We start from the raw sequence: 14,731 nt of genomic DNA, 5'->3' as shown, positions 1-14,731 counted from the left end.
ATTTTAGGGTTCTGAAAGTAAATCTCATAAATAAAATTTTACTAAACAATAAGGCTTTGTCCTGATATTTTTAAAATTTCAGGGTTGATATTTATATGTTTTTCATAACACTCTGGAAAAAAAAGGGTTATCTATTAATTTACAAATATTAATAATTAATAAAATAGCATCTAATACTTATTTTCACTAACTTAAGTGACGAAAATCCAACATAAATAAAACAATGCGTATAACAATGTAACTTTTTTTCATTAGTTTGCATTAAGATTGATTTGGAACACCACGCCAGTCAATTCTTATTAAAACTGCTTTCAATTCGATATGAATAATTTCACTCCGCCAAATGAATTTATTACAATTCAAATTGAAGCCCTACAGGAAAACGATTTCGATCTCGTTCTTGATGTCGCTTCAAACATATTTGACTCCTCGGTCATTTGCCTCTCTTTTTTAGGGGTTAAAAAGCAATGGCATAGGTCGGATAATGATTATTCTCTCAATTTCGATTTCAATCTAAGTAGCTACTTAGTCCAATATCAATTCAGTAATTCTGAAGATATTTTCAATATTAAGCACCCTCAAAAAGCCTTTTTTGTAGAAAACGGAATAACTTCTATCATTAGTAAAACATTGTATTTATCTAATGGCGCAATATTAGGTCATATTTCTTTACTTAACTCTTCGATTTCTGAGCTTTCAGCCAAAGAACAAAAAATATTAAGAACGCTTTCCCAAAAAGCAATTGCATTAATAGAACAAAACCAGCTTAATTTAGAAGAACTCGTTTTTGAAAAAAACCAGTTAAAAGTACTACTAAGTACTACTAATGATTATATCTGGTGCATCGATAAGAATCTTAACCTTATTTCTGCCAACAAAACTTACATTGATACCATCAAAAAGCATACTGGCAAAATACTAAAAGGTGGAAATTCATTTCTATTGAAAGATTATTATACAGATGAATTAATTGAGTTTTTTAAAATACAAAGCCAGAAGGCCTTTTTAGGAAATGCTTTTTCAGTAGATACTTACATTCCTGCCACTAAATGGTATAATGAACAATGGATGGAAATATCATTCCAGCCAATTTATGAGAATGGAGAGGTAGAAAAGTTAGTCATTAATGCCCGAAATATTACCAAAAGGAAAAAGGACAAAGAAAAAATAAACAAAAGTAAAGAACAATACGAATTACTTTTCCTTTCTAATCCACAACCCATGTGGATTTATGATATTGAAACCCTTGCTTTTTTGGAAATCAACAATGCAGCCATCCAACATTATGGTTATTCAAGAGAAGAGTTTTTACAAATGACACTTTTGGATATTAGACCCAAAGAAGATGCTTACAAATACCTCGACCATTCGAACCCAAAAGATGAACTTGAGGCAAATCAATACGAATGGCGACACATCAAAAAAAATGGAGAAACAATTTTTGTGCTGATAACCACACATGGTATAAAATATCATGGAAGACGAGCTCGCCATGTACTCATTAATGACATAACAGAACAAAAACTTTATCTTCAACTTCTTGAAAAAGAAAAAACCAACACTGCAGCACTTATCAACAGTACTGATGATTTGGTTTGGAGTATAGACGAAAACCAGTGCTTAGTTACAGCCAATGATGCTTATTTGAATTTGATTGAGCATTTTGGAGGCATAAGAATCAAACAAGGAGACTGTATCAATAATATTAAAGGATTTGATAATGAAGTAAATCTTTACTGGAAAACACTTAATGAAAGAGTTTTATCTGGAGAAACCTTTACCCATGAATTGTACTCGCCAAATATAGATTCTAATTGGGGTTATTGGAGTGAAATCAGATTTAATCCTATTAAAGATGGCGATAAAATCAGAGGTGCAGCAATGTTTGCCAGAAATATCTCTAACCGTAAAGAAATAGAACTTGCCCTTGAAACCAATCAAAGAATTTTACTAGAAACCAGCGAAGTTGCAAGAGTTGGTGGTTGGGAAATAGATTTAGTTAATCAAACAGTTTCATGGTCAAAAATCACTAAAGAAATCCATGAACTTCCATTAGATTATGATGTAAAAATAGATGAGATACTTCATTTTTATAGAGAAGGCGAAAACCGAGAAAGAATTAGAAAATTAATTGATACAGTAGTTGCAGAAGCGAAGGATTTTGATTTTGAAACCCCAATTCTCACCGCAAAAGGTAATGAAAAATGGATTAGAGTAAAAGGCGGTGTAGCTACAGTTGAAGGAAAATCAGTTAGAATACATGGAATGGTTCAGGATTTAGAAGATATTAAAAAGTTTGAAATACTTCTAAAAGAAACCAGTGAAATTGGACGTGTTGGTGGTTGGCAATATGATATTCCTACCCAAAAAGTAACGTGGGGTTCTATTACAAAAGAAATTCATGAAGTACCAATCGATTATGAACCTACGTTTGAAACTAGCATGAGTTCCTACAAAGAAGGGGAAAGCAGAGATGCAATCATTGAAGCAGTGAACAATGCTATACATTCAGGAACGCCATACGATTTAGAGGTACAAATCGTTACAGCTAAAGGAAAAGAAAGATGGGTAAGAGCTAAAGGAAGAGTAGAACTAGCTCAAGGAAAACCAATAAGATTGTATGGAATGATTCAAGATATTAACGACCAGAAGAAACATCTTGGAGAAATAGAAGCACAAAACAAACAACTCCGTGAAATTGCATGGATGCAATCACACGTTGTGAGGGCGCCAGTGGCACGTATCATGGGGATTATCAATTTATTAAACGATTTTGATAGTGTTGAACTAAGTAAGGAAGAACTTCTGCAAAATATTCTTGATTCTGCTTACGAACTTGATGGAATTATTCGAAAAATCAACAACACAATTAAAACAGATCACAACAATATTTTAATATGAAACTCAATTTATTAATAGTAGATGACGACAAAATGGTGCAAACATTGCACTCAATTATAGCAAAAAAAAGTGGGCTTACAGATTCTCCGATAAATTTTGCCGATGGTAAACAAGCATTTGACTTTATTATTCAAAACAATGGAGATGATGCCTATTTGATATTGCTCGACATCAATATGCCTGTAATGAATGGTTGGGAATTGTTAGAAGCCTTGCAAAAACAAGCCCTGAAAAATCAAATTTTTGTGGTAATGGTAAGTTCTTCAATTGACCAGCACGACCTCGACAAAGCAAGTACTTACGAACAAGTAATTTCTTATGTTTCAAAACCTTTAACGAAAGATATTCTGGAAGGATTAAAAACCCAACAACAAGTAAAACGTTTTTTTGAACATTAAAAACAAGACTTTCCAATCACAAAATGGAATTAATGAAAGTTTAATCTTTTGTTAATTCCATTTTTTTTGAAATTTATTTTAAGTATTTATACTTATTTTGTTTTTAATTTTTAGGACTAAAAATATATTCATAAGCTTAAAAAAGGCTGTTTTTTATTATTTATATCTTAAAAATCAAATGCTTTTTTTGTATAAAAACATTGTTTTTGTCTTTTCAAGGGCATTTTTACAGCTAAACATATCATGACCTTCCAAAAATATTTTTTGTTTTTTCAATTATCCAAATCTTACTATTTCAAGTAGTAATTAACCACACTTCTTACTATCTAAAAGAAAATTCTGCAAAATAGCCTATATTTTCTATCATAATTTTATAGAAAAAACTGTAAATGGCTAAAAATCAGTTAAAAACTTCAGCTTTCATCCTTCAAATCCATCATTTGGCAATCAAAATTTTTGGTTGCAACTTTCGTTATCTAAATATAATAAGTGTTTTTACTCACGCTTATTACAAGGCTCAGTTAAATTTATTTTCAATACTGAGACTTTCTGAAAAAGTAAATTCTGAAACAAAACATACAAAACTTAAACATTACATTGTCATGAAATCTAAAGTTTTTTGGGCGGGCTTGTTACTGGTAGCAAGTTATGGTTCGTTCGCTCAGGAGGTTCCATCAGGTGACCCTGGGTATAGCACAAGTAATTACAAACATCCTAATAAAGCAGCTGCGGCAGCTAAAAAAAATAGTAGAAAAGGATTTCCTATCAGCGAGAATGTAGCAATTAATAGGAACTACAAACAAGTAGGTACGCAAAATACTGAAAAAGGCTTGAGTATTATTAGGAATCAGCCAAAAGAAGAGTATTTAACTTGGCAAAACCCAAAAATGCCTTTTACCAAAAAAGCAGTAAAAGACACTGAGCTGGCGAACGATACAATTAGAAAGAACGATACAACTATCGACTAATTTTTGAGGACTTATCAAGCAACCTCCTTATGAACGTTTTCAACAGACAATCATAAGGAGGTTTTTTTATTTGGCAAAAATAAAAAATTGAACTATTCCAATCCAAATTAAAACTTATTCAATATTAATGACCGTAAACTAAAAAATGAATTGTCGTTTGCTTTCGACATAATAAATTAGATGAGTAAATAGTTCTACACCACTCTATTTATACCTCAATAAACTTCTCTCATTACTTTATATTTAATTAACTGCAAGCACTCGGTGTGACTCTTCCTTTAATCTCCCAAAAACCCTAAGCTTTAATTCAAAAAAAATATTACGCTCTCTTACATTCACTTTTAGGCTTCCATCAAAATTACAGTAAAATATTGCCGAATTTTTCACTTTTAATCTAGTTGTTAGCAAACTTTTATGTAAGTTGTAATATCAATCACACTTTCTTTAATCTATTATCTTTAAGTTTTATTTTATTGATTTAATAGATGTTAAAATAGGCTATTCCTCTATCATAATAATTTCAGTTACGACTCTTTATTATTAAATAAAAATTTAAAACATCCTGAATAAATTGGAGAACACATCAAATAAAAATCAAATGTTTGAAAAAAATATTGATAATTCACCTGTGGCAATGTTTCAGTTAGCATTATCAGTCGATGGAGATATATCATTTCCCTATGTTAGTAGGGAAATTGAACATATATTTTTCGAAGTAGATAAGGTTACTTTTCAAAGCACCCCTTCTATCTACTTTGCGTCTATATTAGAAGAAGATTATCAAAGCTTTTTCACCACTCTTGAAAATTCGCAAAAAGAGCATTCTAATTGGTTTTATGAATTCAGAATCAAACAGAACGAACATGATTTTCGTTGGATAGAAGTATTGGCAAACCCTGAAGTAAATCTTGATGGCTCAATTATTTGGCATGGCTATTTCAAAGATATTTCTGTGCGTAAAGCTAAAGATGAAAGTACTAAAATGATAGAAAAACGCTTTAGCTCTATTATTGAAAACTTTACAGAAGGCTTTTCATTAGTAGATATTGAAGGTACAATTTTAGAGATTAGTCCATCTGGTAAAAAAATATTAGGTTTCTACAACGATGAAAACACGAGTACGATTAAAGACAAATTAAATATCCATCCTGAAGATAGAGCAGCTTTAGCTAATCTTTTCTCAGCCGTAATCGCTAATCCGACTCAAACCGAAACGATGGAATTTAGGATTATTATGCCCGACGGCACCGAAAAATGGCTTGAAACTACCATCCATAACTTACTTGAAAACCAAGCTATAAAAACTGTTCTAATGAATTTTAGAGATATTAATGAGCAAGTTTTAACAAGAAAACAAAAAGAGTTTGATGCCAAAAACTTGAAATCATTAATTGATAACACCTCAGACATTATTTGGAGCATAGATACTTCATTTCGTTTAATCTCTTTTAATGCAGCTTATGAAAAGTTAATTCTTGACTACATTCAAGAAAGTATTTACCCTGGCAAAAATATTCTTGAAACACTTGCTTTTAGTCCAACTCATTTAGCCTTATTTACTTCATTCTATAAAAGAGCATTAGCAGGAGAAACCTTTACGGCGCAATATAATATTGCTTACATAAAAGATTTATGGAGAGAGGTTTCATTTTATCCAATCAAACTTGACGGTAAAATCATTGGAACGGCTTGCTATGGCAAAGATATAACCGAAAGAAAATTGTACGAATTTGCTCTACAAAAAACGAATGAACAATTATTGGCGGCACAAAATATTGCAAAGTTAGGCTTTTGGGAAGTTGATTTGGTTGGAGAAAATCATTTCTGGTCGGAAGAAATGTATCATATTTTTGAAATTGATTTTACACAAACACCACTCAATCTAACCGAAGCTTTAGATTATGTGCATGAAGACGATAGAGAAAAATTACTTGAAGAACATCAATTAATGATGACAGAAAACAAGTATTTGAATCTTGATTTCCGTTTGAAAATGCCTAATGGACAAATAAAGTACTTGGTCATGAATGCCAAGCTCAATAAAGACGAAAACGGGAAAAATATTCAAATAAGAATCACCTCACAAGATATTACAGAAAAGAAAAATGCTGAAAATGAAATTATTCAGCGAGAAAATAGACTCAAAGCACTTTTTGAAAAAAGTATTGAAGGAATTGCTATTGTAAATACTGATAAAAAAATTATTGATATTAGTCCCATTGGGAAAAAGATATTGGGAATAAATACTGTTGAAGAATACGACAGAAGCTTAGTCCATCCTGACGATGTAAACGAATTAGGTAAAGTTTTTCAACAAGTTTATGAACAACCTGATTATTCCCCAACTGCAAGTTTTAGGTATATAAAACCTAATGGCGAAATGTTATGGATTGAAACCCATTTTAATAATCAGTTGGCAGAACCAGCAATTCAAGGTATTATCATGAACTTCATGGATATTACAAAAACAAAAAAAGCAGAGCAGTTGCTTAAAAGTGAACAATATCTATTGAGGACAATCATCGATAATTTGCCTTTAAATGTTTATGTAAAAGATTTAGCATCAAGAAAGACTCTAATTAACAAAGCTGAACTTGAATTTTTAGGATTCAAAGATGAAAAAGAGGGTCTTGGCAAAAATGATTATGAAACATTCACCGCAGAATATGCCAAAATATTTATTGAAGAAGACCAAACGGTTTTCAAGACTGGAAAAGCAATTATTAATAAAGAAACCTTAATTGAAGACCCTACCAAAAAACGTGTATGGTATTTATTATCTAAAATACCACTTGTTAATGAACAAGGAGATGTTGATGGATTAATAGGAATTAGTATTGATATTACGGAACAAAAACTTGTGCAAGAGCAACTCAGTGCAAGTGAATTAATGTTTAAAAACCTTGCCAAAAGTGTACCAGGAGTAGTATATCAGTTATGTATTGAACCAGATGGAACAACATACTTTCCGTATTTGAGTGCTAAAATGCAAGAAATATTCGGAATTGATTTTGACAAGAAGGAAAAGGATTTAGCCAAACATATTTATTCAGAAGATAAAACTTCTTTTTTAAACTCTATTTATATTGCTATGATTAGCAAAAATAATTGGAGCTATGAAGGAAGAGTCCAAGCTGATAATGGTGAAATTAAATGGTTCCAAGGGATGTCTAGCCCGACAATTATGGGAGACAGAGTAATTTTCAATGGGATTCTGATAGATATTACCGAAAGAAAAAATGCCGAAGAATCTAAAAAACAGCTTCGCCAGCTAGAACTTTCTTTAGAAAAAGAGAAGGAAATTAATTTGTTGAAGTCGAGATTCATCTCATTTGCTTCGCATGAGTTCAGAACACCACTGGCTACGATTGTTACAAGTATTGATATTTTAGGGATTTATACCAATATGTTATCAGATGTTGAAATAAAAGAAAAATTAAAACATCATCTCAATAGAGTTACTTCACAAGCAAATAGATTAACTGAAATGCTTTCGGATGTGATGTTATTGGAGAAATCTGCCAATGATAAAATTAATTTGCAGTTAGAACATATAGATATTATTTCTTTGATTAAAGAACTTAATAATCAGTATTATAGTGAAAGAAAAGACAATCGAAAACTAGAACTGATTTTGCCTACCGAAAATAAAGAAATTTATTCTGATGCTTCTTTGTTAAAACACATTATTAATAATTTGATTGATAATGCTTTTAAATATTCCAAAGATGCACCAAACCCTAGTTTAATACTAGCAATTAACGACAAGAATTTCAAAATCATTATTCAAGATTATGGCATTGGTATTCCTTTAGAAGATCAACAACACTTGTTTGAGATATTTTTCAGAGCCAATAATGTTTTAAACATCGACGGCACAGGCTTAGGATTAAACATTACGAAGGAATTTACGCATAAACTTGGCGGGACAATTAGCTTCAAAAGTGAGGTTGGAAAAGGAACAGAATTTACGTTGATTTTCCCTAAGCATTATTCTTGAGTGCTAATACTCAAATTATCAAGAATATTATTTATTGATGGCAACGAAAGCGAAAAATAGCAAACTCAACAAAATCAAAAAAATGATTAACTTGCTAAACAATTATCCCTGAATTCAAAACTCCCCATGTCGGCAAAACGCAATCCCGCAATTCTATTTATTTTTATTACTATCCTTATTGATGTGTTAGGAATCGGAATTATTATTCCTGTTTTACCTAAATTATTACAAGAACTTACTGGTAAAGGACTTAGTGAAGCTTCACAATATTCTGGTTTTATGATGGCGGCTTATGCAGTTATGCAATTCATTTTTTCTCCGATTTTAGGTGGATTAAGTGATAAGTATGGTCGTCGTCCTATTATTCTAGGTTCGCTTTTTGGTTTTGGTTTAGATTATATTCTTTTGGGTTTTGCTCCAACTATTGCATGGCTTTTTGCAGGAAGAATTATTGCAGGCATTACGGGAGCAAGCTTTACAACGGCTTCGGCATATATTGCTGATATTTCAAATGATGAAAACCGTTCTAAAAACTTTGGAATGATTGGTGCAGCTTTTGGTATTGGGTTTATCATTGGACCAGTCATTGGTGGAGTATTAGGAGATATAGGTGCAAGAGTACCTTTTTTTGTAGCGGCAGGACTAACACTTCTTAATTGGCTTTATGGTTATTTTGTATTACCAGAATCTTTGTCACAAGATCATAGAAGAGATTTTGATTGGAAAAGAGCAAATCCAATTGGTTCATTAAAAAACTTAGGTCGTTATCCAGTTGTGTTAGGTTTAGTAGGTGCATTTTTCTGTTTACAATTGGCAGGACAAACGCATCCGAGTACATGGTCGTATTTTACCATGAAAGAATTTAATTGGACATTGGCAGAAGTCGGATACTCACTTTCTTTTGTGGGTTTAATAGTTGCCATTGTACAAGGTGGTTTAAATAGAATTATCAATCCAAAGTTAGGAGATAGAAACTCTGTTTTGGTAGGATTGCTATTTTATGCCGCAGGTTTTGCTTTATTTGCTTTGGCAACAAAAGGTTGGATGATGTATGCCTTTATGATTCCTTTTGGTTTGGGTGGTATTGCTGGTCCAGCTTTACAAAGTATTATTTCGAAACAAGTACCAGCCAATGAACAAGGTGAACTACAAGGAGGTTTAACAAGTTTACAAAGTGTTACTACGATATTTGGTCCATTATTGGCATCTAATTTATTCGCTTACTTTTCAGCAGACGATGCGCCAATATTCTTTCCTGGAGCAGCCTTTATGATGGCAGCTTTTTTGACAATTATTGCTTTGTTGATAGCTTTAAAATCGTTTCCTAAAAATAAATTGACAGCGGAGGCAATTGTGAATTAGTGAGTTGTGAATTTTGATTGGTATGTAAGAAGTTAACTATTGTTTTAATTTGAATGGAGTTAATCACAAGAAAAAAGTAATCCATTTTAATTCACTAATTCAAAACTCATCACTCACAACTCAAAAAGCTTCTCCATTCATCCTCCAAAATCACTGATTATCATGATAGTGTTTTGTGATGATTATAATCCTTGCTACATTTCAATCATAATTAAATACACAAGTATTTACTGAAAACCAAAACGATTAAAATCAATCCAAACATATTTAACACAAACATAAACATGAAATTTTCAAAAATGATAAGTGCTGCTTTGGTTGTTATGATAACAACAGCAAGTGCTTTTGCACAAACAGCCGACGAAATTGTAACAAAACATATTGAGGCAATTGGTGGTGCAGAAAAATGGAAAGCATTAAAAAGCTTAGAAATGAAGAATAAGTTTTCGGTGCAAGGAATGGATATTGAAAGTAAAACAGTTATTGTATCAGGAAAATCGTTGAGAACTGAAGTATCTGTAATGGGTCAAGATATCATTACGGTAGTTGATGGAGAAACAGGTTGGACCGTGAGACCAGTAATGATGCAAGGAACAGGAGCGCCTGAAGATATGCCATTATCAATGGTTAGAGAAACACGTAAACAATTAAATTTAGGCGGTTCATTGATTGGCTATAAAGACAGTGGTTCAACCGTAGAATTAGTAGGTACAGAAAAAATAGATGGTGCTGATGCTTATCATTTAAAATTAACAGAGAAAAACGGAGACGTATCAAACATTTATGTATCGACGTCAACTTACTACGCTTTAAAAACAAGTGGAAAACGTAAAGTTCAAGGACAAGAAATAGATGCAGAAGTGACATATTCAAACTTTAAACCAATTGAAGGTTTAATCTTTGCACATACGATGGAAACGCCTAGTCCAATGGGTGGAAGTATGACGATTGAAACAGAATCAATCAAATTGAATCCAAAGGTAGATGAGGCAATCTTCAAAAAACCAGCAAGTAAGTAATTAAAACATTATATCAATAAAAAGGAGTCATTTTTCGCCGAAAAATGACTCCTTTTTTATTCAGTCGTATGAATTATTAGGTCATCAATAACCTTCTATTTCTGTACTTTAATATCAAGGCTAACAGTACCAGCCACACCCGCTACTACACTGTTTACTTTGATAAGTCCTTTCTTGCCTCTACCGTTCAAGAAAGCATAAACTTTCCCTGCTTCAATCGCAATAAATTGTGGTGCAGTATTCGAGATACTTAAAGCACCCAATGTTAAATCATCAGCCGTAGCAAAATCAACCGCAGTTGGTGCCACTGCAAAATAAGTAGCAGAACCTCCACCTGTATAAGAACCTGAACAATCTGTAGCAGTAGCAACAGTGCTTAAACTAAAGTTTGCACTTCTAGCTGGATTAGACATCAAGGTAGATTTTACAGGCGAACCTACAGAAGCATACGTAATATCTACATACTTCATGTTCGAATCTAAGTCACATACTTTATAAATATCTCCCGTTGCAGAAGTTACTCTTGAACCTGCCGCATTCGACTGTGCCCCTAAAGTAATTGAAGGCCAAGAAGCAATCTGTGCTTGTGAAGAAACATTCACTACCAAAGTTCTACGAGTTACGTTAGCCGAAGTACTGTTGGCATCAGTTGAAGTATTATCATACACATCAAAGTGAATATATACTTTTCCAGAAGTTGGCGAAACAGTGTATTCAATTGTTTGTGTTTGCTCGTCCTTATTTTTCAATTTAATTTCAAACAAAGGCGTTGCATTAGCAGGACGGTAATTTGCAGTAGTCTCAACAAATACTCTCATGATACGTGGCTTACCACCCGATGCTGTTTTTTTAATTAATAACGAAACGTTTACATTATCGCCATTAGCCGCTACTACAGACGACGTAGCATTGATCGTTGGGTCAGTAAAAGTAACATCTAGTCCACCCGTTGCAGCAGGCAAAGTATTGTCAACAGTTGTTGGTTGAATATCTGGCGTAACACCGCAAGCAGAAACCAAAGCCACTAAAATGGCTACAAAAAAGATAGAAAGTTTTTTCATGATATTTGAATAGTAAAATAAAAAGCAAGGATTACCTCAATGTATTTGATAAGAAAATCGTGCCATGATGCTTATCATAGCTTAAATAGAAACAGAAAGAGTATTGAAAATCAATATGTAACAAATAATCGTCGGCAATTTTCCTCAAATTTACGCACATCGGCTGTCTTTAGCAAACGAAGCACATTATCATGTGGTTAAGAAAAATAGGCTATTTCACCTTTTATTACTGATTACAAGTTGTTTTTGGGCGAAAAGTGACCATAAATATTTGCTACTTATTTACGAAGCATAAGCATAAAAAGGATAATTATTTCCTCTTTTTACCCCAATTTTCAAGTACCAACACTCCTTCTTTTAAGCAAGAAATTGCGGTTTTTAACTGAATTAACTTAGTACGATTAATCAAAAATGGCATCAGGAATATGTTTTCTTGATGTCGTTTTTGTACACTTGATATAAATAAATCCCAAAGGGAATACATCCCTAAGAGCTTTGACAAATTTCAAAAAGTCGTTAATACTAATTTAGAATATTATTTGGTTTTATGCTTATTTTTGAACAACAAACCAAACGAATCCTATCTCCGAGATAGGATTTACCATCTTTTTGATAAGTTGTCCTATCTCGGAGATAGCTTGTTCCATCTTTTTGATAGGTCGTCCTATATCAGAGATAGGTTTTCCTCTCTTTTTAATAGGTCATCCAATCTCAAAGATAGGTTTGCCTGTCTTTTTGATAATTTGAAGGCTTTCTGAAAAATGTTATTGAGCTGCTTTATTTTATTCAATTCTTGATAGGAATATAAATACTCTTTACTGATGGCATGAATTGAAGTCTAGCCATGAGTAATTTAAATGGATTTTATAAAAATACTCCCTTATCATCATTTCTAACTTTCTAAAAGAATTTATTGATAAAAAAGAAGTAACTATTTCATCATTGTGATTTTAAAAGTAATTTAGGGAATATTAATCCTAAAAATACACCCTAATGAATTTAGAATCATCAACAGAAAATAAGTACTTTAAAAAAGGTATTTCCATGATAATTATGATAATTATCATCTATTTAGCTATTCCGTTTTTATTATTAGTATTAGCAATTTTCCATTCAATTAATAATGATGTAGATTTTGCAAGTAGCTTAAAAGAAATTGTTGAATCTACTGGCCCGTTAGGAGACACTCTTGGTGGAACACTTGGACCAATTGTAGCAATAATAGCTGCACTTTTAACATACTGGGCTTTTATGGAGCAAGTGAAAGCAAATAGGCAGCAAGCCGAACAGTTTCAAATACAATTTAAAGACGGTAATAGGGCAACGTTTGAAAATAGGTTTTTTGAATTATTGGCTATTTGTAACTTAAAAAGAAATGAAGCAAATTCATCAGACCAAAACCATGATTTTTTTCAATATGCTTTAAGATATTTCGAATTTCATCGAAAAATATACTTTTATACTTACAATTGTAATGAACTAGATTACTCTAACAAAGAAAGTTTTGAACAACAACTAAACACTGATTTAGAGAACAGGTATGTATTTTTCAGCAAATCCATTTATAATATTGGCTACCCGATGTTTTTTGGTATAAATAATTACCTTTCAAATAATAATGATTCAGAATGTGTTTTATATATTAAATCACTTAATAGTACCACAGATTCCAACAGCTTTAGGGTAATAGATTTAAGTAATCCTGACTTGTTTCGTTATTATGATAAGTTCGAGTTAAACGAAGTTTTACATTCTAAAGCAGGTATTTACAAAAATATAATCTCATACTTAGAGTCTTTACGATTACTTCTAAATTATATCTCTATTTCAAAAAATAAAGGAATAATCGATTCTAAAGATATGATATTTTTTTATGATATAATTAGAAATGAGATAACAGAATATGAAGCTTTATTCTTATTCATTTTTCAGATAATGCAAGAGTATAGTGGAAGCTTTTTCACAAAAGAAGCAATAGAGAGTTCAAATTTATTTCAAAAGATAAATATGGAAATGCTATTTGATTATTTTGACCCTACAGTTGGTCTAGTTCCATTTTCAAGCATAGAGGAATATTATGCAACTAAAGCAAGTCTAAATTTATAAATATCATTTCCCTAATCTATTTCAGCTTATTAACTTTGAGACACTAGGAAGCTTATATTCAAAGCCATAAAACCAAAATCTACTCAACCGAAAAAATAAAGCCAATGAAAACCCAACACTCGACTCGTATATTTTCAGCACTCTCTTTTGTATTGGCATTTTATTTGGCTAAATATCCAAATGGTTTTGAAACAATAAAAATATGGCTAAAAAATTATGATACTTTAGATATACTTTGGTATGTATTCGGAGTTTTTTCAGGTATTTTAACTGTATATTTATCCAACAAATTTGAAGTCAAACTTAAACCTTGAAAACACATGAAAAACCTTGTTCTAGTTATTATTTCATTCACTTGTTTCGCTTGTAATTCTACTGAAAAACCAAGCACTTCTGCCAATCCTCACGAGGCGTTTATCAAACAATATTTTGAGTATTTCAATCAACATGATTGGACAAAAATGGCAAGTATGTATGCCGATACCGCCGATTTCAAAGACCCATCTTTAGGTCAAAGTATCGTCAAGCAAACGCATGAACAAACGATTAAAAAGTACAGCGAATTAAGCCAAGCTTTTCCAGACCTTAAAGATTCTATCACCAATATTTATCCCGCTGGCGAAAAACATATCGTTGTAGAATTTATTTCAAAAGGCACTGCTCCAGATAAATCTGCTTTTGTTTTACCCATTTGTACCATCTTCACGATTGAAAATGGAGTAATCACAAAGGATTTTACTTATTATGATAATTTCTGATTTCCATATTCATTTATAGCTCACCAAGTAACATATTTCCGATTTGTTTATTTTATAAGCCTAAAACTGACCTGTTTTGTCTGCTTTTAGGCTAAAACGCCTTGTTATCCTTATTGAATTTAGCCAAATTGTAGTGTTATCTAATTTAAAAATTCCTC

General features: G+C 31.9%; 10 protein-coding genes. 9 read left to right on the top strand and 1 reads right to left on the bottom strand.

Features of this window, described 5'->3' with window-relative positions; genetic code table 11:
* The first annotated feature begins 321 nt into the window (after positions 1–321).
* From VB776_RS20265 to VB776_RS20240, 6 genes are all read left to right on the top strand, one after another.
* Positions 322–2,901, top strand: a complete 2,580-nt coding sequence (locus tag VB776_RS20265) for a PAS domain S-box protein (protein ID WP_323698694.1) — start codon at positions 322–324, stop codon at positions 2,899–2,901.
* Positions 2,898–3,299, top strand: coding sequence for a response regulator (locus VB776_RS20260; RefSeq protein WP_323698693.1), 402 nt, complete (start codon positions 2,898–2,900; stop codon positions 3,297–3,299). Before VB776_RS20265 ends, VB776_RS20260 begins: the two co-directional genes overlap by 4 nt.
* 602 nt (positions 3,300–3,901) lie before the next feature.
* Positions 3,902–4,267: a hypothetical protein gene (locus tag VB776_RS20255; protein ID WP_323698692.1), complete on the top strand. Its 366-nt coding sequence runs from the start codon at positions 3,902–3,904 to the stop codon at positions 4,265–4,267.
* A gap of 598 nt (positions 4,268–4,865) precedes the next feature.
* Entirely contained in the window at positions 4,866–8,267 is a 3,402-nt protein-coding gene (locus tag VB776_RS20250) for a PAS domain-containing sensor histidine kinase (protein WP_323698691.1), read from the top strand.
* Positions 8,268–8,393: 126 nt separating this feature from the next.
* Positions 8,394–9,629: a TCR/Tet family MFS transporter gene (locus tag VB776_RS20245; RefSeq protein WP_323698690.1), complete on the top strand. Its 1,236-nt coding sequence runs from the start codon at positions 8,394–8,396 to the stop codon at positions 9,627–9,629.
* A gap of 284 nt (positions 9,630–9,913) precedes the next feature.
* A complete protein-coding gene (locus tag VB776_RS20240) occupies positions 9,914–10,648 on the top strand; it encodes an outer membrane lipoprotein-sorting protein (protein ID WP_323698689.1) in 735 nt (244 codons plus the stop codon).
* Positions 10,649–10,743: 95 nt separating this feature from the next.
* Here the strand turns inward: VB776_RS20240 and VB776_RS20235 are convergent, their stop codons facing one another.
* Entirely contained in the window at positions 10,744–11,709 is a 966-nt protein-coding gene (locus VB776_RS20235; protein WP_323698688.1) for a hypothetical protein, read from the bottom strand.
* Positions 11,710–12,702: 993 nt separating this feature from the next.
* Between VB776_RS20235 and VB776_RS20230 the strand changes: the two genes are divergently transcribed.
* From VB776_RS20230 to VB776_RS20220, 3 genes are all read left to right on the top strand, one after another.
* The gene (locus VB776_RS20230) at positions 12,703–13,815 is read left to right on the top strand and encodes a hypothetical protein (RefSeq protein ID WP_323698687.1); all 1,113 of its coding nucleotides are present in this window, start codon (positions 12,703–12,705) and stop codon (positions 13,813–13,815) included.
* Between the two features lie 104 nt (positions 13,816–13,919).
* Positions 13,920–14,129 (top strand): hypothetical protein, encoded by a 210-nt coding sequence (locus tag VB776_RS20225; protein WP_323698686.1) that lies wholly within the window; start codon positions 13,920–13,922, stop codon positions 14,127–14,129.
* Positions 14,130–14,135: 6 nt separating this feature from the next.
* Positions 14,136–14,573 carry a nuclear transport factor 2 family protein gene (locus tag VB776_RS20220; protein ID WP_323698685.1) on the top strand — a complete coding sequence of 146 codons (438 nt, stop codon included), beginning with the start codon at positions 14,136–14,138 and terminating at the stop codon, positions 14,571–14,573.
* The last annotated feature ends 158 nt before the right edge of the window (positions 14,574–14,731 follow it).

Origin of the sequence: Arcicella gelida (genome assembly GCF_034931025.1) — a bacterium.
GTDB lineage: Bacteria > Bacteroidota > Bacteroidia > Cytophagales > Spirosomataceae > Arcicella > Arcicella gelida.
Note: the sequence above shows the minus strand (reverse complement) of the source record. Positions and strands in the feature narration are given on the sequence as shown.